At 46.8% G+C, this 23,893-nt stretch carries 20 protein-coding genes; 9 read left to right on the top strand and 11 right to left on the bottom strand.

Annotated elements, in window-relative coordinates:
* Positions 1–143: 143 nt before the first annotated feature.
* From BMY11_RS09985 to BMY11_RS09965, 5 genes are all read right to left on the bottom strand, one after another.
* Complete coding sequence (locus BMY11_RS09985; RefSeq protein WP_090574657.1) at positions 144–494, bottom strand: nucleotide excision repair endonuclease; 351 nt, start codon at positions 492–494, stop codon at positions 144–146.
* A gap of 132 nt (positions 495–626) precedes the next feature.
* A complete protein-coding gene (locus BMY11_RS09980; RefSeq protein ID WP_090574654.1) occupies positions 627–2,426 on the bottom strand; it encodes a CotH kinase family protein in 1,800 nt (599 codons plus the stop codon).
* Between the two features lie 167 nt (positions 2,427–2,593).
* Positions 2,594–3,520, bottom strand: a complete 927-nt coding sequence (locus BMY11_RS09975; protein ID WP_218150172.1) for a GNAT family N-acetyltransferase — start codon at positions 3,518–3,520, stop codon at positions 2,594–2,596.
* 11 nt (positions 3,521–3,531) lie between these two features.
* Entirely contained in the window at positions 3,532–4,425 is an 894-nt protein-coding gene (locus BMY11_RS09970) for a phosphotransferase enzyme family protein (RefSeq protein ID WP_090574651.1), read from the bottom strand.
* Between the two features lie 25 nt (positions 4,426–4,450).
* On the bottom strand, positions 4,451–6,325 hold the full coding sequence (locus BMY11_RS09965; protein WP_177182584.1) for a heparinase II/III domain-containing protein: 1,875 nt from the start codon (positions 6,323–6,325) through the stop codon (positions 4,451–4,453).
* Between the two features lie 363 nt (positions 6,326–6,688).
* Here BMY11_RS09965 and BMY11_RS09960 point away from each other — a divergent pair, with 363 nt between their 5' ends.
* On the top strand, positions 6,689–7,336 hold the full coding sequence (locus tag BMY11_RS09960; protein WP_090574645.1) for a Dph6-related ATP pyrophosphatase: 648 nt from the start codon (positions 6,689–6,691) through the stop codon (positions 7,334–7,336).
* A gap of 30 nt (positions 7,337–7,366) precedes the next feature.
* Here the strand turns inward: BMY11_RS09960 and BMY11_RS09955 are convergent, their stop codons facing one another.
* Positions 7,367–7,783, bottom strand: coding sequence for a GNAT family N-acetyltransferase (locus BMY11_RS09955; RefSeq protein ID WP_090574642.1), 417 nt, complete (start codon positions 7,781–7,783; stop codon positions 7,367–7,369).
* Positions 7,784–7,896: 113 nt separating this feature from the next.
* Between BMY11_RS09955 and BMY11_RS09950 the strand changes: the two genes are divergently transcribed.
* Positions 7,897–9,276, top strand: a complete 1,380-nt coding sequence (locus BMY11_RS09950) for an aminotransferase-like domain-containing protein (protein WP_090574639.1) — start codon at positions 7,897–7,899, stop codon at positions 9,274–9,276.
* Positions 9,277–9,290: 14 nt separating this feature from the next.
* On the opposite strand, the gene BMY11_RS09945 is transcribed toward BMY11_RS09950, so the two are convergent.
* Positions 9,291–9,884, bottom strand: coding sequence for a TetR/AcrR family transcriptional regulator (locus BMY11_RS09945; RefSeq protein WP_090574636.1), 594 nt, complete (start codon positions 9,882–9,884; stop codon positions 9,291–9,293).
* Positions 9,885–10,034: 150 nt separating this feature from the next.
* Between BMY11_RS09945 and BMY11_RS09940 the strand changes: the two genes are divergently transcribed.
* Positions 10,035–11,276, top strand: coding sequence for an MFS transporter (locus tag BMY11_RS09940; protein ID WP_090574633.1), 1,242 nt, complete (start codon positions 10,035–10,037; stop codon positions 11,274–11,276).
* 116 nt (positions 11,277–11,392) lie between these two features.
* On the opposite strand, the gene BMY11_RS09935 is transcribed toward BMY11_RS09940, so the two are convergent.
* Both BMY11_RS09935 and BMY11_RS09930 read right to left on the bottom strand, forming a co-directional pair.
* Complete coding sequence (locus BMY11_RS09935) at positions 11,393–12,949, bottom strand: SAM-dependent methyltransferase (RefSeq protein WP_090574630.1); 1,557 nt, start codon at positions 12,947–12,949, stop codon at positions 11,393–11,395.
* A gap of 2 nt (positions 12,950–12,951) precedes the next feature.
* Positions 12,952–13,581, bottom strand: coding sequence for a TetR/AcrR family transcriptional regulator (locus BMY11_RS09930; RefSeq protein WP_090574627.1), 630 nt, complete (start codon positions 13,579–13,581; stop codon positions 12,952–12,954).
* 146 nt (positions 13,582–13,727) lie between these two features.
* Between BMY11_RS09930 and BMY11_RS09925 the strand changes: the two genes are divergently transcribed.
* Complete coding sequence (locus BMY11_RS09925) at positions 13,728–15,158, top strand: MDR family MFS transporter (RefSeq protein ID WP_090574625.1); 1,431 nt, start codon at positions 13,728–13,730, stop codon at positions 15,156–15,158.
* A gap of 124 nt (positions 15,159–15,282) precedes the next feature.
* Here BMY11_RS09925 and BMY11_RS09920 read toward each other — a convergent pair whose 3' ends face one another.
* Entirely contained in the window at positions 15,283–16,557 is a 1,275-nt protein-coding gene (locus BMY11_RS09920; protein ID WP_090574622.1) for a DEAD/DEAH box helicase, read from the bottom strand.
* A 254-nt stretch (positions 16,558–16,811) separates the two neighbouring features.
* Here BMY11_RS09920 and BMY11_RS09915 point away from each other — a divergent pair, with 254 nt between their 5' ends.
* The gene (locus tag BMY11_RS09915) at positions 16,812–18,215 is read left to right on the top strand and encodes an MFS transporter (RefSeq protein WP_090574619.1); all 1,404 of its coding nucleotides are present in this window, start codon (positions 16,812–16,814) and stop codon (positions 18,213–18,215) included.
* 78 nt (positions 18,216–18,293) lie between these two features.
* Here the strand turns inward: BMY11_RS09915 and BMY11_RS09910 are convergent, their stop codons facing one another.
* Positions 18,294–19,631, bottom strand: a complete 1,338-nt coding sequence (locus tag BMY11_RS09910) for a GH1 family beta-glucosidase (protein ID WP_090574616.1) — start codon at positions 19,629–19,631, stop codon at positions 18,294–18,296.
* Between the two features lie 338 nt (positions 19,632–19,969).
* On the opposite strand from BMY11_RS09910, the gene BMY11_RS09905 reads away from it, so the two are divergent.
* The 4 genes from BMY11_RS09905 to BMY11_RS09890 all read left to right on the top strand — a co-directional run bounded on the left by BMY11_RS09905 (position 19,970) and on the right by BMY11_RS09890 (position 23,889).
* The gene (locus BMY11_RS09905; RefSeq protein ID WP_090574614.1) at positions 19,970–20,650 is read left to right on the top strand and encodes a response regulator transcription factor; all 681 of its coding nucleotides are present in this window, start codon (positions 19,970–19,972) and stop codon (positions 20,648–20,650) included.
* Positions 20,647–22,026: a sensor histidine kinase gene (locus tag BMY11_RS09900; RefSeq protein WP_090574611.1), complete on the top strand. Its 1,380-nt coding sequence runs from the start codon at positions 20,647–20,649 to the stop codon at positions 22,024–22,026. Before BMY11_RS09905 ends, BMY11_RS09900 begins: the two co-directional genes overlap by 4 nt.
* Positions 22,027–22,093: 67 nt before the next feature.
* Positions 22,094–23,212 (top strand): ABC transporter permease, encoded by a 1,119-nt coding sequence (locus tag BMY11_RS09895; RefSeq protein WP_090574608.1) that lies wholly within the window; start codon positions 22,094–22,096, stop codon positions 23,210–23,212.
* Entirely contained in the window at positions 23,209–23,889 is a 681-nt protein-coding gene (locus BMY11_RS09890) for an ABC transporter ATP-binding protein (protein ID WP_090574606.1), read from the top strand. The genes BMY11_RS09895 and BMY11_RS09890 overlap by 4 nt, the downstream gene beginning before the upstream one ends.
* The last annotated feature ends 4 nt before the right edge of the window (positions 23,890–23,893 follow it).

Below are 23,893 nucleotides of genomic sequence, written 5' to 3'. Positions count from 1 at the left end.
AATCCCTTTTTTGCGTGGAAAAGAGCCTCCATCTACAGTATAAAATGAAGAGGCACCCGCAATTGGGTGCCTCTTATCATGAATTATAATTTTATTTGGAGTGATTGTTTTACACCTTGCACGAGAGCAGAACTCTGCTCCTTTTATAGCACTCTGTCAGCATTGTACTTCGCTCTGAATTTATTAGCGATATAGATTTCATAGATCGCCCGATCCAGAAGCCCTTCAACGATACAAACCTCAATTTTCACAACTTCGTCTCTGTGGTCTTTAATTGGCGATACCGTATCTTCAAAGTGTTTCTTGATTCTTGGGCGCAGCTTTCTCGCTTTACCCACAAACAGCAGCTCCTCTTTATTGTTGTAAAACATGAAGATTCCGCCTGTTTCTCTTGAAATTAAATGAAAATCGGTAAACCCATAAATATGGCTTTCTTGAGGATCACTCTGTTTGGTTATGGTAACATCCGGTGCAGGTATGGATATTTGGATCACGATATGTTCACATCCTCTTTAATGTAGATCTTTATATTACCATGAATTTTAATGTAAACCTAAAAAATGAGGGCACCACTATCGGCACCCCCGTTACTTAACGCTTACTATTTAATACTCTCAAAGCGAACATCATTTGCTGATATTCGGCCGCCCGCCATTACGCATTTGTGAGAACTGTGTCATTTGTTCCTCGGTTAGACCAAGCGCAGTGAGCTTCGTTTTCACTTCGTCCGTTATGTTGCCCCCGGCATCCTGAATGATCTGCATGGCCTGTTGCATCACATCTTGATCCAACCCGCTCATATCCGGGAAGCCGCCTCCACCTGGTCCACCTTTGCCGCCTGCTCCTTCCTTACCGCCACCCTGAGTGCCGAGTGCTTGCATGTCTACAGTCGATGCGTCAATGAGTTTACTTGAATCTGCCTTCTGAGCTTCTGTCGTCGATGGGATTGTCCCGTCGAGCTGACCTTGAATGCTCTTTGCGCGAAGTGCTCCCAGTTCCTTCAGCTCCACGATTGCTGCTTGAAACTTATCGTAATCGTAAAACGCCGTTGGATCATTCTTCACATAATCAGAAATCATAGTGCTAAGTCTATCAACCGTCTGCTCGAACTTACCGTCTGCAAAGTAACCGTTCATGATTTCTTGTAAATATGCATGATACTTCTCTTGATATTCGGGTACTTCAAGCAGCTTGCCAAGCAGTGGACGTTCTTCCAAGCTCACGCCTGAGACAGGAGTGTCGATTGGGAAGTTCACGACATTAGAGGCGCTACCCGACTGGAAGCCGCCAAACGCAAGATTGTAATCCCAAGGAAGGATACTCAGCTGCCCTTCGTTCTCATAAAGGTAGTAATTGTGCCCCATATTGGAAACATAGTTATCGAGATTGACGACGACAGCATTGGCAGCGAAATATCTGAGCACGGCGTCGACATCAACAGTGGTTTCAAGATCTTTGCCTTCGCTTAAGTTTTTCAATGCTTCAATAAGGCGCTGCTGATCGGCCTGGTCTGTTTTGGTTTCCGCATTGTCAAAGATGGCAGAATAACTGGTGATCTTATCGTCGGTATATTGAAGGGAGACTCCGTTATTCGCCATGCCCTTCATCCCTCCGCCATTCTTCCGGTCAGGCATCGCTTGAGCAGGATTCTGCGTTTGTTGTGTTTGTTGCGTTTTATCTGGAGCGGTTGCTGCCGCTACCTCGGTTGTACCGCTAGTTGCTGCCTCCTTAGGAGGTGAGGATTCCTGTCCGTCCTTCGCACCACCAGGGAATTGACCGCCGCCGCCCATTGCCGACTCGGGCTTATACAGCTCGCCTTCATCGTCATGCGTACGTTCAAGATAACTGCTGTCCATATCCTCGACAGCTAGATAAAAGCCCCATTTCTGACCGTTGAGTGAGATGTCTGCAAATGAATACAGAGGTGCATCTACTCCAATGTAAGACATCATGTCATAAGACAGGTATTCCTTTAAGCTTGTTGCATCGGAAAAGTTGTTATTAAGCACAATTTTATCAAGCCCCTGCCAGGTTTGCCCTTCGACATACTCATCAAACTTGATCTTGAAGCTGTATCTGTCCGTATCTCCGTCCCGCACGATGGAAGAAAGACTGGAGTTACCTTTCGGACGGATACCTACATTTTTGATCGTTGTGCCGTTAATCGTTACATCTGCGGAAATGTATTCTTCATCAGCCGCGTTGTCCAGCATTTCCTTCCATTTGGCTTGATCTACCGTGATTGCAAATGTCATGATCTTATTCTTGTCGATCTCATTTACATAATCAAGCGATGCGGTTGTCGCTTCTCCGCTCTGACTATTTGCTTTGGAATTCGACGATTTGGTCGCCTCGCAACCAGTCAGCGTAGTAACCGCTATAGCTAATGATAAACAGATGACCCATGTGGATTTTCTATACACCATTCTCATCACCTTTCGTGTATTGTTTATTTGGGATTGCCGCACAAGCATCTTCGCTTTACGATTCCTATCTTAGGCAGTGAACCTTTAATGGATCTTAAATGGATGGATGAGCAAAACAAAAAAGAAGAAGCTGCAATTACATTGCCGCCTCTTCTTTCTCTCTTCTCCTATAAGGGTAACTCATAATAATCCATCGTCGACGTCTCCACGAAGCCGCAGGATTGATACAGCCGGAGTGCGCCCGCGTTCTCTACGGCCACTTGCAGCATAATGTCTCGCGCGCTAGCTTCCTTCAGCTTATCAATAGCCTTCAAGAGAGTCGCTCTTCCATATCCCTTGCCGCGATGCTCGGGCAGAACACCTAGGCCATATATGCCCCCAATGCCAGAAGACAGCTGGATGTGGACCTTCCCGACAACCTGCCCGTCAGCCTCTGCGAGGTAAATGATCATGCCCCGTTGTTCTTCTTCCTCAGGCAGAATCATCTCCTTCTCAGGATCGTTTGTCCCCTCTTCCACGAGCTCGTCGTCAAAGTATATCGCATTCTGCCGGTGAATTTCCCACCTATCTGCATTCGTCGCCTGCCGAAGTGTAATTCTCTCAGAGTCCTTGTTTACTCCTGTCCAATCCGCCCGAAGATACATCTCATGCTCCGTATGATGATATTTTGCTCCGGTTCCTTGGATGAATGTTTGTCCCGCTTCCGACTTACGGTCGCTTAGGAGAAGCATACTCCTAGAAGCTCTGCGCCCCCACTCTTCGATGACTAGCTTGCTTAATGTCCCAAAGACACCCTGCCGCCTGTACTCTGGATGCACCATGCCGTTCACTTCAAACGGTGTACCTGCCCCGCCAAAGTCGCTGATCCCTATATAGCCGATCAGCTCATGTCCATCGAAGTACATGAATTCATTGATTTGACGGATCCCTGCGCTGTCTGTGCTTGAATACACACCGAGCTTGTAGTCCAACTCCAGCTTTAACGTCGTCTGATCTTCGCGGATGCACCTCTCTTGCAAGCCGTTAATCCGATCATAATCCTCTTTATTCATTCCTTCTTTGAGCTTTAGCCACGGGCTATGGATTCTCTTCAAATGACACCTCTTTATATTGTAGGTCCTGTTCTAGCATCCTGTCCCATCAATGGTGAGCGCTCGAGCAGCTTCCTGATGATCCAGCCGTCATCATGACTGCCTTCCTTCAAGTGCTTACATGCAAGCTCAATGAGTACCGCCCACCACATGGGCGTTAACAGCTCCCACTCTTCGGGCTCAAGAGGCGATACTTCATCGTAGCCGTAAACAACCTCGTCGTACTTTCCCCTCCACGAGAGAGCAAATTCGCCGACTCTATGATCCCAATGCGCGAGTTCAAAGTCGAGAATACCGGAGAGCTTTCCATCTTGGAATCGTAAATTCCATGGAGCAAAATCACCGTGAATCACAATACCGGGGCGGGAGTGAAGCTTCAGCCCCTCCACCCGCTTGCGAGCACGCTCCAGGTGCCACCGCAGAATTCGTATTTCCTCTGGTCTATTCTTTTCATTTTCAGAGAGCAATAGATCTAACTCGTTGTCCTGAAGAATCTCTTCACATCGACGCCAGCCCTTGCGTTGTCCAACTCCGCTGAGCTTCCTAAGATCATTGTGGAATTGAGCCATTAGGCGTCCCTCGGCTGCCGGATTCCGGGAAGATGGCGGTTCACCTTGAAGATACGGGAACAACCCCCAAACCTGACCCCCAATCTCAATCGGCCCTTCAATGACAGCTGCAACAGGCCATCCTCCGAGCTCGGCAATGCTATTAAGCAGATTGACCTCATACTGGATACTATCTTTGTCAGTTGCACTCGACCAGAGCCGTAATACTAGGCGCTCGTTCCTGTCGTTTACAAGCCAATGCTGATTGAGTCTCCCTCCCAGCGGGGCGACCATATTGATTTTTAACTTGTCTAGAACTTCACTACCCGGGAGCGTCGGATCTGAACCGTTCATCACCATTATTTCCCCGTCCTCCACAGCGCAATTAAATTTGGTTTATTCGGATCGAACAATCACCCTGTTTCGTGCCGGTTATGGATGTAAGATGAATCCGATACAAGTGATCTCCCCATGCATCCCGCATGATCTCGTCTTCGAGTGAAATTTCCTCTGATGAGGCTGCATACATCTCACTGTTATATTGGATAATTAACTTATTGCCATGCTCATCCTGTAAAATAATATTCCCGCTCTCTACCATCTGAGGAGGGTGTGGCGTCATTACGTTCCATGTAATATCATCAATGACTTGCTCCAATTGATATTCATCCTTGATTTCGATATAGGGAGACACGTCACGAATCAGTTGAATGGTCCGTATCCAGCTATTCATCTGGGCTGACTCAGGATAGGCTGTTGCAATGTTCATGGATAATGATGCAGCTCTATCATCTACGTGATAATTCACATCAGTCGCTCTGTATTCTCTTCCATTCATTTGACCAATCCCGTTTATAATCGGCACATTGTGATAGGCAGATTGCATCGCCCAAATCGTATATCGTTCGGAGAAGAAAGATTTGGATGTGTAGGTCAATACGCCCGGGTCAATAATCATCGGAGAACCATTGCAATAAACGATGAATTGTCCAATATCGTTATGGTTATGGCTCTCATCGTTATGTCCTCCCTTGGCTGCAAGATATAACCCCGTGCTTGAATCCGGCTGCTCTCTTGCCACCATCAACTGAATGCCATCAAGCCATGCATCTCTGATGTAAGGGGACTCTCCCGTATATTGCTCGATTTCCGAATAATGAAATAAAGCTGGGAGCACGCGAAACATGGCAGGGAACTCGAAATGAGTGGCTTCCTCACGCCTCTTCTTCAGCTCCAGTGCACCGAATTGGGACAGCCGATCATCTCCAATCCGACGTCCAAACCGGTAGGCAAGCTCCGCGGGTATCTGTACCTTAGGCGTACTGTCTGCAAAATTAACATAATAGGAGTCATTAATATAAGCCTTGTAAATATAACGACCAATTTGCGCGATTTTGGGTTCATCGAATACGCTAATTTGTCCGTCCGAGGCACTGTAAAGCAGCTCTAGACAGTCAAAGAGCGTTCCTCCAGCGTATATCCAATACTTTGGCCCTTCCTCACAGCCTCCATCTGAATGGAGTCTATCGATATAGTGATCCAAACTGCGCATCGCCTTAATTACGGCCGCTTCTCTACGTTCGGGGTCGTCCTCCAAGAGCAAGAATACCGATAGACAGTTGGAATTACACCACGGAGTCCAATTGTTGAGCATCCTTTCTTGATTGAACCCCATCCACCAGAGATCGTTGCGGCTTAGAAAAGGATCAAGAATTCGATTCTTCACTTCAAGCTGAATACGTTCGCAGACCATTACACTAACTTCATTCAACTTGGTTTGTAGTAGATAATGCGTCCAGGCGAGCAGTGACGCCGTCTCGGCCGAGAACAATTCAATCACTTGATCGGACACGTCCGGGAGTGGGTCCTGCCTCTTCATCATATAGCCATGTCCCGGAATGCCCCAAAATGTTTCCTCGCATATACACCAAATTCCGTTGACGATATCATCCATAAACCGTCCTTGGTTCTCGATACATTCTGCGATGACCAAAGAACCCAGAGCCCGTCTTCTCGCCCACGATGCATCGTCATACTTATTCCGATTGCCTGTTCGGCTATATTCCATATATGCAGTGGCAGTCAGAGCTCCCCATGAATGATTGAGCTCTTGAACGCCTTTATTGATCCAGAATTCTCTTAGATTGGGCGGAAGTTCATCCCATTGATTGCGATCTTCGATTGTAGGAAATGGCTTGTAATCGTCCCGAGAATGCAACAAGTCACCGAGTGTATCATTCACGTATTTCTCTGCCAACATCGAAGCGTCGCCCCCTATAAATCTATAATGAGTACATTCCATTATTACCTATTTCTTTCGGACTTTGTAAACATTATCTTCCCGATGATGGAGAATATCAAGAAGAATAGGGCCAAGATCGTGACATTGAACGCTCAACAAACAACAAGAGCCTCCCTAAGGAGGCCCTTGTTGTTTAACAGTTATCAAATCTTAGCTGTAAACCGTCTGCTCTTGATCACGCCATGTTCAACTATTGTACCTGCTGCTCCGCTATCACCTGCTCAATCCCAAGCAGAATCAGCTTCAAGCCGAACTCAAACGCCCTAACGGTAAGATTTTCAACTATGATAATAGAATAAAATAGTATGAGGAGAACCAAACATGAAATTTGCTATGATGTACAGCTGCGGTAAAGACAGTAGTTTGGCACTTTACCGTATGATCAACGAGGGTCATACTCCAGTGGCTTTGGTTACGACATTCAATGAGGAACAAGGCCGCTCATGGTTTCACGGTGTATCGGAGGAGCTATTAATTTCGGTATCGGAAAGCTTGGACATTCCTCTTATCATTTGTCGCTGTGGACCTGATAATTACTCCGAAGCAATTGAGGAAGGGCTAAGGAAAGCCATTCAACTCGGTGCGGAGGGTTGCGCCTTTGGCGATATTGACATCGAAGATCATCTAGAGTGGAACAAACAACGCTGCAATAATGCCGGTTTGAGCTGTGTGCTGCCGCTTTGGCAAGAAGACAGAAGGGCTTTGACGGAAGAGCTGATTCATGGAGGATTTAAGGCGGCTATTAAGATTGTTCAAAGCGATATATTAGATAAGAGCTTTTTGGGGCAAACGCTAACGACGGATCTCGTGGAAAAAATAACAGCGGCAGGCTCCGACCCTTGTGGTGAGAACGGAGAATATCACACCTTCGTGTACGATGGCCCCATATTCCGAAAGCCAATACAGATTGAATTCGGGATGACAGTAGATTTCAAATCACATATGGCAATTGATATTAGGCCTATTTAGCATGCGCCACTAGAATTCGCCGAACAGCCTTTATTGTGCTGCTCGGCGGACCATCATCTCCCGTCGTACGAAGTCGTACTTCTCATAGAGTCCATGCGCGTCTCGTGTACCGAGATAAATAGGCGTATGGCGAATCCGAGAATGGTCGACCAAAACAGCCATCATCCACTTGCCGAGTCCTTTGCCGCGATGATCTGTGCCTACGATCACATCGCACAGCCAGGAAAAGGTTGCTCCATCCGTTACAACCCGCATAAAACCTACTTGTTGCCCGGCCGCGCTGTAAACTCCGAGACAAAGCGATTCCTTCCAGCTATTCCTGATGGTTTCTTCCGACCGTTCCGCAGCCCAATAACTGCCCTTCAATAATGCAAAGATGACATCCGGCTGCAGCTCTTCCACACTGTCACTGATTCTGTAAGGCAAGCTATCATGACTCCACTCCATCTGTATCCCCCCTGTAGTTCACGATACGAATGTGTTTAGTATAATGGTAACAGTTTGAAGAGAGTAAATATTTATTATATAACTATACCCATACAGATTGGGGTGGATGGATCATGAAATACGAGAATGTGAAGAACGATCTGAAACAACAGATTAACAGTGGGGCGATCAAGCCGGGCAGTAAATTACCGTCCATCCGAGAGCTTAGTGTGCAATGGAAGTGCAGCAAAAACACCGTAATAAGGGCCATCGATGAATTGGAGAAAGAACACCTGATTTACTCGGTACCGAAGAGTGGCTACTACGTAATTGTTCGTCCCTCGAAGTCTGAGGGTCGGCCGGAAGGGCGGATTGATTTTGCCGCGGCTTCTCCGGACCCTGGTATTATCCCTTATGAAGAAATTGGGCACGGGTTGAACCGGGCGGTACAGTTATACGGGGACCGTCTCTTTACATATGGCGATCCGCTCGGATTTCTATCTCTACGCGAAACTATATCTCAGCACATGGCAGTCTCGCAAATTTTTGCTGAACCCGAACGGATCTGCATCGTCTCCGGTTCCCAACAAGCTCTTCACTTGCTTGCCTCCATGCCGTTCCCAAATGGAAAATCCGCGATCTTGGTCGAGCAACCCTGCTATACCGGAATGTTGAGAATAATGAGCCTCCTCGGGGTAACCCCAATCGGAATTGCTCGAACGGAATCAGGACTTGACCTTGATGAACTGGAACGGCATTTTCGGAACAATTCCATTAAGTTCTTTTATACGGTCCCAAGGTACCACAATCCGCTCGGAACCAGCTTGTCACGCCTTGAGAAAGAAACAATTGCATCACTGGCGGAGAAGTATGATGTGTATATCGTGGAGGATGACTATCTCGCAGACTTGGAAACGGACAGCAAAGCCGATCCAATCTGCAGCTATGATCATTCGGGCCGCGTCATCTACATCCGAAGCTTCTCCAAAATAATGCTACCCGGCCTGCGCCTTGGTGCGGCTGTACTTCCCGCATCACTAATCACTTTGTTTCGAATGTACAAATCATCGAGCGATTTAAGCACATCCGCCCTTTCACAAGCCGCTTTAGAGATTCATCTGGGCAGTGGACTGTTTCAGCGCCACGCCGCGAGGATGAGGGACCGCTATGGTATTCGAATGAAGGCTCTGCAGAAGGCATGTAGCCAATATTTGAACGAAGGCTTCCGCCTAAGTAAATCAGCCGGTGGTATATTTGCCCAACTTGAGCTACCCGATCATCTGGTGGCCGAGGAGCTGGCCGCAGCCCTTCGTCAGAAGGACGTGTATGTTTTTCCTACGATGCAATGCTACCTTCCTAGTATGGAAAGCGCGAACAGCTGGCGTCTCAGCATTATTCGCACAAATGAACTAGAGATCGAGCACGGCATTCGAATCATCCGCCAGACGGCCGACGAGCTAATGAGCCAAAGGCGTACAAACAAATTCAGCCGATCAGCCATTACGTGGATTTAGAACTCCGGTTCCCGTTATAACAGGCACATCCCTTTCAAGTACGCCGTCAGACTTTCGATATTCATGCGGACATGGCGATTGTCGCCCTCCAGCTTGCTGAGCATAATGCCGCCTTCCATGACGGATAACGTGAAGGTCGCTAAGGCATCGATATTCAGATTCGCTTTGAATTCCCCGGATTGTACGCCTTCCAAAATGATTTTTTTCATGGCATCCAACGTGCTATCCAACCCCTTACGGGCTCTTTCACGTAAAATAGGATGGCCGTCGTCGCACTCGGTAGCCAGGTTAAGCAGCGGACACCCGCCTATAAAAGGAGGGGCTTCGACTACGTTCTCATACACTTGCAGATAGACAAGCAGCTTGCCCATCGCAGTTGATTCCTGATCGAGTGCCTCTTTGATTTTACGATTCACGATGCCGCCTGCATATTGGTAAGCCTCAATTGCAATTTCATCCTTGCTGGCAAAGTAGCGGTAAATACCGCCTTTCTTAATGCCCGTTAACTCCGTAATGTCCGACAAGGACGAGCCTGCATAGCCCCTCTGGTTAAACAACTCGGCAGACTTCGCGATAATGTGTTTGCGGGTGTTTTCTCCCTTTAGCATGTCAATTCTCCCTTGCGCACATATGGAATGATTCCTTTTATTATATCAAATGAAAATTTACTTTCGATAAGTGATTCCTTATGTTATATTAAAAATACCGATCGGTATCTTTTTTTGGAAATTCCCCTTTACAGGAGGTCGAACCTTGGGATGACATGGTTTAGGGAACCGAAGTATGCTTGGATTGGATTGGGTTATCTATGGATCATTGGATTTATTGGAGCGCTTATGCGCTTTATTATGGCTTTTTTTCAAGTTCAAATTTCGGAAGATTTAGGAATTAGCAGAGGATTCATTTCGATGGCTTGGTCTACGAACTTGCTGATTGGAGCCTTATGTGCGCCGTTGGGAGGATGGCTCGCGGATCGATACGGACCAAAGAGAGTCATGCTGATCAGTTCCATCATGGGGATTGCAGGTACGGGAACCGTTATATTTGGACATCATGACATCATCTTTTTTATTGGATACGGAGTGATATCAGGGTTTGCAGGCATCGGAACGACTACGACCTATCTGTTGATTTTTGATTGGTTCCAGCATCACCGGGCCAAAGCGACAGGGCTGCTCGCTAGCGCGTCTTCTTTAGGGCTGGCGATAAGCACGCCAATATTCGTCTCCTCGAGCTCACTGACTTGGAAGGATGCTTTTATCGCTTCATTCGTTCTCAGCATCGTCATTACGTTACCTATTATTTTATTCGGAATTAAGGGAACGAAGCCTCGAGGCAACAAAGCAGCAGGAGTGTCTATAAATGAACCCTATGTAGCGGATGGGCAAGAAGAGCGGCAAACCGTGCATTCTCCGCTCCGTGGAATTGCTGTCCATTTGCCAATGTTCATCGTAGTAGCTGGCGCCTTGTTCACCTGCGGCTTTAATATGGGGACTGTAGAAATGAATTTGGTCGCTATTCACCAGTTAGCGAATACGTCGCCAGATATGATCGCGTTATCCATGAGTGTACTTGGCATCATGGAGATTACGGGGTCGATTATTGTGGGCTATTGGTTGGACAGAGTCAATAAACTGATCATGCTGACTCTCTTGTATGGCATAAGGATCATTGGGTTTTGTCTGCTCTTCATGCATCTCGGCTTGTCTCCGATATTTTTTGCCATAGCGTTCGGAATTACTTATTTAAGTGCGGTTCCGGGAGGATTGCTAGTCGTCAATGAATATTGGAAAGGAAAAGGCAAACAAACGGGCTGGCTGCTTTTCTTTCATCAAGGAGGAGGTATTATTGGATCGCTAACCGGAGGCATTTCCTTCGATTACTTTCACAATTATCAAGTCTTGATCGGTGTCGATGTCCTCATGTGTATACTCGTGACGCTCGGATATTTCCTCTTATATGCAACCCGCAAACGAAGTTTACGCCTGGCTGTAGCGTAATGTGAGCGCACATGCCCTACGTACTTTTTAGACATGGTATCCAGGGGCTTCCCCTTCTGGTGGGAAAGTCCCCTTTTCATTTCGCCACTACGCCGTTAGTTTCAAATTTGTAGGTTTCACATCTCGAACTGCCGTATCAATTCCAATGCTTCTTCATGATCAGGCTCAAGCTTTAATAATTCTCTCGTGTAATTCAACGCTTCTTCGATTAAATGTAACTCAAAACAACAAATCGCCAGACAATAAAATACAGTGGATACGATCTCATCTTCTTCTTGATGCACCGATATTTCTAAATACCGCTTGGATTCTTCGTACAGCTCCATCTCGAACAGTAACAACCCTGCATCAAGGGCGACGTCATAGCGTTGCTCCATTACATAGTACGACGACCACATCAACCCAATACCCCTCAGAATATCCTGCATTTCTTCATCATTTGCATCTGTTAACAACTTCGAGATCTGCTGTGTACTCTGAATGAAAAATTCCGCGTCATGCCCGCCTAAACGCCAAAAGCTTAAAATTTGCTGAAGTCCCATACTATCTAGATTGCGATCCACCCATTGCTTCATGCTGTAAAATTCATCTGGGCCGAAGCGTTCAATGAATCGACGATAGGCTAATCTGGTATGGAAGTAGTCCATCGGCATATCCGTATTGATAATACAACCGACATTTATACTTTCATAATGCTGCGGGGGGAATAACCCGACGGCTCCGTTTTGTTCCCAAACATGCCGAATCGCATGGTAGTTGGTCGTTAAAGAAAAGCATCCGCTTCCATGAACGATCAACTCCGGTGGTTCTACAATCCTCAAGTTATCGAGTACATGCTCTCCTTTGTCGGCCGTTATTAACAGAGACCCCGCCTGAGACAATTGATTCAATCGAGTTAAACAATCTAACCCAACAACTGGAAATAATAAATACGAATCTTCCAATTGGTCCTGATAAAGGGCTATGACATCATGGTAACGATAGGTTTCTTGCTCATACTCTTCCGCCAGCCGATGCTCGTAATGCAATGAGATTTGCTCTAATACTTCCGATGGCTTAAGGGATTCCATTTGGTCGGGATATTCAATAAAAACATCGGCCTCATAAATTTGCCCGCTATCAACGTAAAGCAGCTCTTGTGGAATATTATCGAAAAAGTAGTTGGCTACAATGATTAATGGTTGTTTCAAGTCCCCTTGATGAATGGTTTCTTCCGACACGATCAGATTCAGTACCGAATCATGAACAGCATCAAATCGTGCAAAATCAAGCAATCCATCGGCAATAAAAGATTGTAGTGCAGGATGCTCCTTCCAAGCCATAACACTGTTCATCGCCAAATCCGTCATAATATAGCGAAACGTTGGTAACGTTCCCCCCGCAAACGCCCTCAACTGACATAGCTCGTGTAACACATGGTAAGCAAGCCGTCCCGCTCCTGCTCCAAGCTCTACGATGAATACAGGCTCCGGGCTAACTTCCTTATTCGCACGATCTTGAAGAACCCCGAAGATCATTTCCGCATATGCCGTAGCGATCATCGGATTGCTCGTAATATATTGAGGAACTTGGTCATTGTTCCAAGCCTTTAATCCTACTTCTTCATAATATTTCCGCTGAATATCCCATATAGGTGCTTCACTAAAGCGGTAACGTTGTTTTTTATTATCCATTTTTAAACCTGCCCTGCTCTCTGGAAGTTATTCAAACTCTTGTTATTCAAATAAATAGGTAGTAAAACTTCGTCAACTAAATGGCTCAAATAGGACTCCGTCAAGTTTCCACCTTGAATAATGTATTCATATCGCATCATGTTGAAAGGCAGCTGTACTTGCATAGTAGTAAGGTCACATGTTAGTTCTCCACGTTTCTTTGCAAAGTCTTGAATCTTTTGCATAATCTGCGCACTTACTTCTTGCGCGTGAATGCTCATTTCTTTCAAGATATCCTGCTTCCGACTTAGCTCTAGCATGACGGCGCTAAATAATTCTGGCCCAACAGCAACCAGGAAACGTTGATAAATACTTGCCATTGCCTGTAAATCTGACCGCAAGCTTCCACGATCTTCTATTAGGTCGAGTATTGTGAGCTCTCCAAACACTTGTGATATTCGATAATGCGCCATTTCATGTAATAAGTTTATTTGAGTAACATACTGGCGATACAATACCGTTCGACTTGTTTTTGCCTTTTTAGCAACATTTTGAAAGGTCATCTCTTGATAACCGGAGGTTTGAAAAATTTCAAATGCCGCTTCCAATATCGCGCGTTCAAGCTCTTTCCCTCGTTTTCTTATACTCGGCATTTCAAAGCTCCTCGCAGGTTCTATACAGACAAATATAACATGAATTTAAGATACACATTGCATCTTGTAACTTGTTTGGAAACGATGTATAGTTCAGTATGTAAATAAGATTCAATTTGTATCTTATTTGGAGAGGAGCTTGTGTAATGGCCGCAAAAGATGACGAAAAAATACCGAGGTCTTTGTTAACGATCGCCATTGTGCTTGTCCTTGGCGCTATCGCTCCCATGTTGGATGGAACCATGGTGAACATCGCACTGAATGATTTCTCTAAGGATTTCCATGCATCACTTGATCATATTCAATGGATCGTAACGGGCTATGTATTAGCTACAGGAATAGCTGTTCCCTTTTCCGGGTGGCTCATTCAGCGATTTGATGGAAAAAAGGTCTACATTGCCGCACAAATTATTTTTCTAATTGGCTCGATCACTTCGGGTCTTTCATGGAACCTAGCTAGTATGATTATTTTCCGTCTTATTCAAGGCTTTAGCGCAGGTTTAATTATTCCATTGTTAACAACGCTATTAATACAAGTAGCCGGGCAAGAAAAGCTCGGTCGATTAATGTCTATTGTAGGCATGCCCATCGTTCTTGGACCTATCTTAGGACCAGTCATTGGCGGGGTCCTCGTCGATTATCTTTCATGGCATTGGATTTTCTTCGTCAATGTTCCGATTGTAATCATAACGTTACACTTTATACGGACAAAGCTGCCAAGCTTCCCACCTGCAAATCAACATGCAAAGCTTGACTGGTTCGGGATCTTGGTACTCGGGGGCATTTCGGTTAGCCTTATCTATGGCATCTCTGCTGCAGCGCAGATGGCGGGTTTTATGAATACGAAGACAATAGCATTCATCATTGTTGGTGCCTTATTAACCCTCATTTACGTGATATACGCAATTAGAAATGAGAAGAATGTCATTGTGCCCTTAAATTTATTTAGGCATAGAAGCTTTAGCGCATCCTTCTGCGGCTTATTTCTAGCAGGAATTGGTACCAACGGTCCAATGCTTCTGTTACCGCTTTTCTTTCAAAATGTTCGTCATGATTCCATCATTTTAGCTGCGTTATCCTTAATCCCTCAGGGAGTAGGCATGTTACTTGTAAGACCTCTAATTGGTAAAATGATTGATCGCATTGGTGCCCGAATTGTTGTCATTATTTCGATTGCCATTTCTCTAGTTGGAACCCTTCCTTTTATTTGGGTCGATCAAAGCACGAGCTATTGGATCATCGCCTGTGTACTCCTCATTCGCGGTGTCGGCGTCGGTGGCGTTGCGATTCCATTAATGAGCGATGCCTATACAGGTTTGGCAAAAGTACAAATTCCGCAGGCCAGTACCGGTACCCGTATTATTCAGAATATCGGTGGCGCTTTCGGCTCAGCCGTATTGGCAACTCTTGTCGTAAGTCAGTTGAATGCTGCGACTCCAGATGTTCCTCATTTGACATCCGCGTATCAATTCGGCTTTCTGACAGCGAGTATGCTCATGGTTCTAATGGTCGTTCCCGCATTATTCTTAACCAATAAGTTGGCCTCAAAGGTTGCTTCCAAGCATAGCGGTGAGTGATTTTTTACGGCTGTATATGAAGAAATGGCGTACGACCTCCAATCAGGGATCGTGCGCCATTATCTGTTTGAACCCTTAATGCTTTATGCGTACAAACTAATTAAACGGTTGGTCTTTGACCGGCTCACTTTCCAGCCTTTGATCGCCGTCTGTGGTGGCGGCCAGCCTCGCCGCTATGTCCGCGAGCTCCGTCCTTGAACGGTGCTCTGTTCGCTCTGTTCGCTTTGTTCGCTCCGACCGCAACCGGTACCGGCTTCGTAACCGTCATTCGGTAAGGATGATCTTTAATCTCTGGGATTCTCTGCTTCGTCAGCTTCTCGATATCCTTCAGATAAGGAATTTCCTCGTCCTCGCAGAACGAAATCGCGATTCCACTTAAGCCCGCACGTCCGGTACGGCCGATCCGATGTACATACGTCTCCGGTATATTCGGCAAATTAAAGTTAATAACGTGCGACAGCTCATCAATGTCGATGCCTCGTGCCGCAATGTCTGTCGCCACTAGCAAGCGGATCGCACCGGATTTGAAGTTTTTCAGCGCCTCTTGGCGGGCATTCTGCGATTTGTCGCCATGAATGGCCTGCGCAGCAATCTTCGCCTTCGTCAAGCCACGCACCAAACGGTCCGCGCCGTGCTTCGTACGGATGAATACGAGAGCGCTTGCGATCGACTTGTCCTGCAGTAGATCGGTCAACAACTCCAGTTTATTCGACTTGTCCACGTAGTAGAGCACCTGCTTAATCCTCTCTGCCGTTGAGGAAACAGGTGTAATCTCAATTTTCACCGGATTCTTCAGCAAAGAGTTAACCAAGGACGTGATCTCAGGCGGCATAGTCGCAGAGAAGAATAACGTCTGCCGCTTGACGGGTAGCTTGCCAATAATTCGCTTCATATCATGAATGAATCCCATATCGAGCATCCGATCGGCTTCGTCCAACACTAGAATTTGCACGTGACGCAGGTCAACGAATCCTTGGTTCATCAGGTCGATCAGCCGACCCGGTGTCGCAATCAGAATGTCCGCGCCTTGCTCCAGCAGCTGCTCCTGGCTCCTCTGCGAGACACCGCCCACGATCACGCCGCAGCGCAGATTCGTGAAACATCCGTAAGCTTTAGCATTGTCGGAAATCTGAATAGCCAACTCACGAGTAGGCGTCAGAATCAGCGAACGAATGACTCGCTTGCCGCTCGGGCGACCCTGCTGTGTGCTCAGCAACTGGATAATCGGCAGCAGAAACGCCGCTGTCTTGCCGGTCCCCGTTTGGGCACAGCCAAACAAGTCACGACCTGCCAGCACCGGCGGGATTGCCTGCTCCTGAATAGGCGTGGGCTGATTATAATTTTCCTTCACTATCGCTTTAATAATAGGGGGAATCAACTGCAATTGTTCAAATGTCATAAGTTCTCCTTCTTCAAGAAACCATCAATACGCAAGCTTCTATACTAGTATTATACTCTAGAATTGGAGTAGAGTAAGTGCACACTTGTTTCCTCTGAGACGGTGCCCTCAAGCCGCGAAGAAATCTGAGTGACGCTTCTCTACAAGATCCTCATGGGCGCGCGCTTCAAAAAAGCAATCAGCTTCGGTTATTTCGCAATGAAAGCGATTATGATAGCTTATATCATATACCGATAATCATTGGAGTGAATGTTATGAGCAATATCGAAAAACCTGCGAACCGCGAATTAACAGGATGGCAAAAGTTTTTTCTTTCCTTTCCTACAATGCCTGGCAACCTCAGCGTGGTGCTCATTCACAATGCTTTTTTGAAATACTATACCGATATTATCGGCTTGAATCCGAAATTCGTGGGTCTCATCTATGCGATTTTCGGCATCTGGAACGCAATTAATGACCCGGCCATAGGCGTGTGGCTGGACAGGCATAAATATAACGAAAAGAAGGGAAAATACGTTTATATTATGCGGCTTTGCGCGCCTGTAACGCTATTCGCCACCTTTGCGATGATCTTTGCGCAGCCTTCTTGGAACGAGTGGGTCATTTTCGCATTCCTACTTGTATTTTTGTTCATCTATGATACCACTATGACCACCTTCTCCATCGCGCACGCCAACTACAAACTCATTGCCGCCAAGACTAACAAGGAACGCGTAGACGTAGCCGTGATCACTACTTATGTTGCGAACATCGGCGGATTTTTAGGTACGGTGATCCCAACTTTACTTTTGGTCGGAAACCACGATAAGAATTTAACCATCCTCCTGTTCTGTGCAGTGCTTGCGGTAAATTCCATTCTCTATTTCGTTGCACTCAAGCCCTTGAAAGAAACAAGAGAGATGTACTTGAAAGAAAACGTGCAAACCGAGGATAGAAAAGGCGTCTTCGGAGATGTCTTAGCCAACGTACGGGATGCCTTGAAATCAAGATCATTCGTAACCTTAGTCCTATTCCAGATTCTAGCCATCGGTCCATGTGCCTTCTACTTTACGCCTTTCTTGTATATGTCCGATTATGTATTAAACCTGGAAGGTTATCAGGCTACGATTATGGATCTGTCTATGGGCTTTTCGCTATTCGTGACAGCGCCGTTATGGGGAATATGGATCAAGAAGTTAGGGATGAAAACGTCCGTTATGTGGGCTTTGATTCCATGTGCCCTCGGGTTTTTTCTTCTTACTTTCGTCCAAAATTTCTTCCAGACCATTGTCGCGTACATCATTATGTACGTGTTTGCGCAAGCAATCAGCATCGCGATGAGCCCGATGATGGGCGCCATTATAGATGAGGACGAACAGCGCACGGGCCAGAGAAAGGCCGGAATGTTCAATGGTCTTGATGCCTTGCTGACCATTCCGGTATCCGGTATTCAGGCTTCGCTGTTCATGGGCATCATTAGCTATTTCGGATTCCAGGCGGGAAGTAAAATTCAAAGCGATCATGCCCTGATGGGAATTAAACTCGGCGCCGGTGCACTGCCCTTCGTATTCCTGTTGCTGGGTATCATTCCGCTGTTGTATTTCCCAATCAACAAGAAAAAGGAGCAGGAGCTCTCCGAATTCTCGAAAAACAGGCAAATGGAGCTTGATTCCCCTTAAGCCAGACTAGGCGTTTGTCATGGGAAACGAAGGGGCCGATGAACGACGAATCGTTCAGCAGCCCCTTTTCTTATGCGTCTACTTTCTGCTTTCTTGATTCAAGATTAGATCCCGCAACCAATACCCGCTATCGCGAATGGTGCGCTGCTCGGTCTCGTGATTCACATGGAGAAGTCCCATTCGGCAAGCTAGCCCGGAATTCCACTCGAAATTGTCGAGTAGCGACCAATAGAAATACCCTCTAATATCGGAGCCCTCGTCAATGGCATCTCGCAGCGACTTCAAATAGTGGGTAAGATAGTCGATTCGATCTTTATCCGCAATCTCATCTCCTACAGTACCGTTCTCGGTTATATAGACGACAGGGTTCCCATAATCCTCGCGATAGCGCTTGGCTAGCTCCTTAAAGCCCTCCGGATAGCCATGGGCACCGAGAATCGGATGCGCATATCGTTCGTCGCTATATCCTCTATCGACCCATGTTTTTAAGAAAGGAATGTACCCCTTTCTCGCGGCAAAAATTCGACCGTAATAATTAACCCCTAGAAAATCAATGGGCTGATTAATCGTCTCCATATCTCCTCGATGAATCTTGGGTGCGATCGGCCACAGCTTCGACAGCAGCTTCTCCGGATATTTCCCTTTAAATACGCCATCCAAATAGAACCGGTTGATGAACATATCCGCCATCTCGACCGATTCCATCTCCTTCTCGCTCGCCTCGTAGCTAGCCGGATAAACAGGAAACTGGCTGAGCGTGACGCCAATGTTCAAGTCATTGCGCACGCTTCTCATGGCTTGCACTGCCAGGCCATGTCCAAAAAGCTGGTGATGGGCAACCTTAAAGTAGGTCCATGGATTTCGAATGCCAGGCGCGTGCTCGCCGAGGAAATGCCCCATCATCGCGTGCTCCCATGGCTCGTTCAGCGTAATCCAGTCTTTGACGCGATCTCCGAGACGCCCGGCGACAAGTCCCGCATACTCTGCAAAGTACTGTGCGGTTTCTCTGCCGGCAAAGCCTTTATATTTCTCAAACAAGGCATACGGTGTATCCCAATGGAAGAGCGTTGCGAACGGTCGTATCCCCTTTTCAAGCTGGGCGTCTACCAGACGGTCATAATAATCTAGCCCCTGCTGGTTAACCCTTCCCCTCCCTTCGGGTAACACTCTCGACCAACTGATCGAGAACCTGTAAGCATCCATCTTAAGGCTGCTCATGAGGTCGATATCCGTCTGATAATCATGATAAGTATTACAGGCCACGTCGCCCGTGCTGCCGTCACGAATCTTGCCTTTCGTATGGGAGAACTTGTCCCAAATCGACAATCCCTTACCGTCCTCATTCCAACCGCCTTCGATCTGATAGGCGGCTGTGGCCGTTCCGAACAGAAACTCCCTTCCAAATTGCGTATACATTTATATGTGCCCCTTCCTTGATATCAAGCCTGGAATAAACACTGCAATAAACAGTGTAATAAACAGTCAGCAGTCTGTCTCTTCGGTCAAATCGCATGTTGTACTGACCAGTCAGTTTAATAATAAGATGAAGAGAAATTGATGTCAATATCCCCTTAATCTAATCTAACCGAAACTAAAGTGAAAGTATGTTCCAATTCACCACATTTTGCGTAGCTTCCCGGTAACGTGATAATGTTGGAATAACAACAGCTTGAAATCGAAGCAGATGTTTAGGAACAAATCTGTTATACAAATTGCGGCAAGCTCGAATTGCTTTATGGAGAAGGAGACTATCGATGTCGAAGCAACTGTTAATTGTAGATGACGATTCGAATATACGCTCATTGCTTAAGATCGTATTGGTGCGAGACGGTTATCAAGTAGTGGAAGCGCGCGATGGCCTGGAGGCCATCAAGTTGCTGAAAGAAGCTTCTATCGCCATGGCGATCATCGATGTGATGATGCCAAAGCTTGATGGCTTAGCGTTGTGTGAGCATATTCGGCAAAATTATGATATCCCAATTATTATGCTTACAGCACGCGAGCAGTTGGCGGATAAGGAGCAAGGCTATCTGCGAGGTACCGACGATTATATGACGAAACCCTTCGAGCCAATGGAGCTATTGTTCCGAATTAAGGCGTTGTTCCGTAGATATTCCCGCATATCTACGGACAAGATCCGTCTGAATCGATTAATGATCGATAGCAAAAACTTTGAAATTACCCTCGGGGATGAAGTACTGCTGCTCCCACTCAAAGAATTCGAGCTGCTTGTTCAGTTGGCCCAGTACCCGGGCCGTTTGTTCTCTCGTGAAGAGTTAATTACCCTCGTGTGGGACGCGGATTACACCGGAGACAGCCGAACTGTAGACGTCCATATTAAGCGATTGCGGGAACGATTTGCCGAATGCCAGCAGGATTTCACCATTCAGACCGTACGCGGAATCGGATACAAGTTGGAGGTGCCTTCTCCATGAAGTCGCTGTACTCCCGCGTCTTTATCATTACAATCTCAGCGGTACTCATTAGCAGCCTTCTTGGGTTTCTTGCATCGAACATCTATTACCACATGAAGCTTAAGCCTTTTAACGACGAGAAACTCATCGACATCGCTAACCACATGAGGCTATTCACGGAGCAGCATCCAGAATTAATGGAATCCTACTTAAATAGCGTTGCACAGACGGGTTATGAGATCTATGTGACGGATAAGCAAGGCAATGAACAGTATTATGGTCATGGCTTTCGACAGTTAGACCTGATGGCAGCTGCTCGCAAGCTCGTGCTCGAAGGTGGAGTGTACCATGGTGTCGCTCAATTTCCTAACAAGCCGTTTATTTCAGGTTTTTTTAATAATAGCTTAAGCAATACGGTCGGTATTCCGCTGCAATTGATAGACAAACGCTACGCCCTGTTCTTAAGGCCCGATGTTGAGCTGCAGTTCGGTGAGCTTCGCAGTTTTTTCGCGATGATCGGTCTTCTCACGGTACTGTTTAGCGTTCTGATCTTTTTAATTAGTACGCGATATTTGGTCAAGCCGATTGCCCATTTAACCGATGCAACCAAGCGTATTGCCCTTGGGCAATACGAGCTGACCCTGCCCGAGAAGCGACGGGATGAGATCGGCCAGCTAGCAGCCCACTTTAGGAGCATGAGCCGGGAATTGGAACGTGCCGAGCAAGCCCGCAAACAATTCGTGTCCAATGTATCCCATGAGATTCAGTCGCCTCTAACTTCGATTAAAGGGTTCGCACAATCGCTCATTAATCCGGAACTCGAAGCAGAGGAAAGAGTGCGCTATGCGACGATCATTGCGGAAGAGAGCGGTCACTTGTCCAGGCTAAGCAAGCAATTGCTGACGTTATCTTCATTGGAAGAATCCACGAACGCACTCATAAAGAAGCCCTTCCAACTACGCACGCAGATTCGCCAGATCGCCCAAGTACTTGAATGGCAGTTAACAGATAAGATGTTGGCTCTCTCTATTGCCGTACCAGACGAGGTGATCCTTAAGGGAGATGAACTGCTGCTCTCCCAGGTTTGGACGAATCTGCTCGTAAACGCTGTGAAACACACACCTGTTGGCGGGGAGATTGCATTTCGCGCAGCATCGGTTCACGACGGATATGAAATCAAGATTTCCGATACAGGCTCCGGTATAGCGGAAGAAAATCTGCCATTCCTATTCGATAGATTCTATCGGGTAGATCCATCGCGCGGTCGCGAGTCCGGAGGGACCGGCTTGGGTTTATCGATCGTCAAGAAAATCGTTCAATTGCATGACGGATCGATTGAGGTGACCAGCCAGCTGGGTCACGGTACCGTATTTGTCGTCAAGCTTCCGCAATTGTAATCTGGTATTCATCCGCCGTTCATTTTCGTACCCTAAATTGGTTACAGAACCAAGGGAGGGATGAACGATGTATCTGGCACTAAGGGAACTGAGGTTTGCAAAAACGAGGTATGTGATGGTCGTAACGATTATGCTGCTGGTTTCATTTTTGGTCTTGTTTGTGACGGGATTAGCCAATGGACTGGCTTATGCGAATGCTTCATCGATAAAAAATATGTCGGCGAGTCACTTTATATTGGAAAAGGATTCGGATCGTCGTTTTGGACGGTCACAATTGACGGAAACGGATCTAGCTACTGCTCGTTCAGTTGTAGGTGAGAACAAAGCGGTTCCATTAAGCATCCGGATGACGACACTAACAGAAAAGGGTTTGAGTTTGAAGTCGGAAGTGACCATGTTCGCGATTGATATGACAAGCTGGCTCGCTCCAAAGGTAGTTGAAGGTCAGAATATAACAAATAACACGCAAGGGCAAGTGCTGGTGGACCACAAACTCCAAGATGGCGGGATTAAGATCGGTAGCATCCTAGTCGATCAGATGACCGGGATGAGCTGGACGGTGAGCGGGTTTGTCTCCAACGAGTCTTATAGTCATACGCCAAGCGTGTTTATGAATGAAAAGGATTGGCAGAAGCTGCAGGGACTTACCTCCGTGGGCATACAAGATTCCTCGGTCAAATTGTATAATGCGATTGCATTGAAAGCTAAAGGAAGCCAAGTGGCTCAGCTAAGCAGTAAGCTGATGGATTCGGAAATCATCTCTAAGAGCAGTACTGTAGCTGCCGTTCCTGGTTATAAAGAAGAGCAAAGCTCGCTTCTGATGATGATTGCCTTTTTGTACGTGATATCCGCAATGGTGCTTGCCGTCTTCTTCTATGTGATCACGATACAGAAAACCAGTCAATTCGGTATTCTTAAGGCAATTGGTGTGAGAACAGGATATTTGGCGCGTAATGTCGTCGGCCAAGTGCTGTTACTGACGATAGGAAGCTTAGCGATTAGTCTAGGACTAATTCGTGTTGTTTACGCGGCACTTCCGTCATCGATGCCGTTTCAGCTTCATCCATCAACTCTGATGCTCTCTTGTTCCTTGTTTATCGTAACGGCGATACTTGGCTCATTATTATCGGTGGTCAAAGTAGCCCGGACGGATGCATTAGATGCAATAGGGAGGGCTACCGCATGAAGCCGCTGCTACAAATAAATGAAGTAACGCATACATTTCATGACGGGGATTTCGAATTGACGGTACTGAACAAGCTATCTCTTCAAGTAAATGTAGGCGAGCTTGTCGCCGTAATGGGGCCATCGGGATCCGGGAAGAGCACTTTCCTCTCCATTGCCGGAGCCTTGTTGACTCCCACTGGCGGAGAAGTCACCATCGCTGGGGTGTCACTCTCGGGGATGAAAGCGCAGATGTTGGCGGAACTTCGGCTTAAGCGGATCGGCTTCATATTCCAAAGCGCGAACTTGGTTCCTTACCTCAAAGTCAAGGAGCAACTGCTGCTCGTTGCGAAGCTGGCAGGGATGGATGCAGCTACAGCGGCCAAGCGTGCAGCCGAATTGCTTGAGCGTATGGGATTAACGCATCGACAACAATATTATCCTGATAAGCTATCCGGCGGCGAAAAACAACGAGTCGCAATTGCACGTGCATGGATGAACAGCCCCTCGGTCTTATTCGCCGATGAACCGACGGCAAGCCTGGATGCCATGCGTGGGCAGGATGTTGTAAGAATGATCGCCGAGGAAGTCAAAGCAGAGGGCAAAGCTGCTGTCATGGTCACTCATGACGAGCGGGTACTGCCGCTGTGCGATCGTGTAATGCATTTGAAAGATGGAGCTTTGATCGAGGATAGGTAGCTAA

This window comes from Paenibacillus sp. OV219, from assembly GCF_900110075.1.
Lineage (GTDB): Bacteria > Bacillota > Bacilli > Paenibacillales > Paenibacillaceae > Paenibacillus_Z.
Note: the sequence above shows the minus strand (reverse complement) of the source record. Positions and strands in the feature narration are given on the sequence as shown.

Coding starts and splice junctions, on each gene's coding strand:
- BMY11_RS09980 (WP_090574654.1), bottom strand. CDS start 2,426: ATGGTGTATAGAAAATCCACATGGGTCATCTGTTTATCATTAGCTATA.
- BMY11_RS09970 (WP_090574651.1), bottom strand. CDS start 4,425: ATGGTGATGAACGGTTCAGATCCGACGCTCCCGGGTAGTGAAGTTCTA.
- BMY11_RS09965 (WP_177182584.1), bottom strand. CDS start 6,325: ATGTTGGCAGAGAAATACGTGAATGATACACTCGGTGACTTGTTGCAT.
- BMY11_RS09960 (WP_090574645.1), top strand. CDS start 6,689: ATGAAATTTGCTATGATGTACAGCTGCGGTAAAGACAGTAGTTTGGCA.
- BMY11_RS09955 (WP_090574642.1), bottom strand. CDS start 7,783: ATGGAGTGGAGTCATGATAGCTTGCCTTACAGAATCAGTGACAGTGTG.
- BMY11_RS09950 (WP_090574639.1), top strand. CDS start 7,897: ATGAAATACGAGAATGTGAAGAACGATCTGAAACAACAGATTAACAGT.
- BMY11_RS09945 (WP_090574636.1), bottom strand. CDS start 9,884: ATGCTAAAGGGAGAAAACACCCGCAAACACATTATCGCGAAGTCTGCC.
- BMY11_RS09940 (WP_090574633.1), top strand. CDS start 10,035: ATGACATGGTTTAGGGAACCGAAGTATGCTTGGATTGGATTGGGTTAT.
- BMY11_RS09935 (WP_090574630.1), bottom strand. CDS start 12,949: ATGGATAATAAAAAACAACGTTACCGCTTTAGTGAAGCACCTATATGG.
- BMY11_RS09930 (WP_090574627.1), bottom strand. CDS start 13,581: ATGCCGAGTATAAGAAAACGAGGGAAAGAGCTTGAACGCGCGATATTG.
- BMY11_RS09925 (WP_090574625.1), top strand. CDS start 13,728: ATGGCCGCAAAAGATGACGAAAAAATACCGAGGTCTTTGTTAACGATC.
- BMY11_RS09920 (WP_090574622.1), bottom strand. CDS start 16,557: ATGACATTTGAACAATTGCAGTTGATTCCCCCTATTATTAAAGCGATA.
- BMY11_RS09915 (WP_090574619.1), top strand. CDS start 16,812: ATGAGCAATATCGAAAAACCTGCGAACCGCGAATTAACAGGATGGCAA.
- BMY11_RS09910 (WP_090574616.1), bottom strand. CDS start 19,631: ATGTATACGCAATTTGGAAGGGAGTTTCTGTTCGGAACGGCCACAGCC.
- BMY11_RS09905 (WP_090574614.1), top strand. CDS start 19,970: ATGTCGAAGCAACTGTTAATTGTAGATGACGATTCGAATATACGCTCA.
- BMY11_RS09900 (WP_090574611.1), top strand. CDS start 20,647: ATGAAGTCGCTGTACTCCCGCGTCTTTATCATTACAATCTCAGCGGTA.
- BMY11_RS09895 (WP_090574608.1), top strand. CDS start 22,094: ATGTATCTGGCACTAAGGGAACTGAGGTTTGCAAAAACGAGGTATGTG.
- BMY11_RS09890 (WP_090574606.1), top strand. CDS start 23,209: ATGAAGCCGCTGCTACAAATAAATGAAGTAACGCATACATTTCATGAC.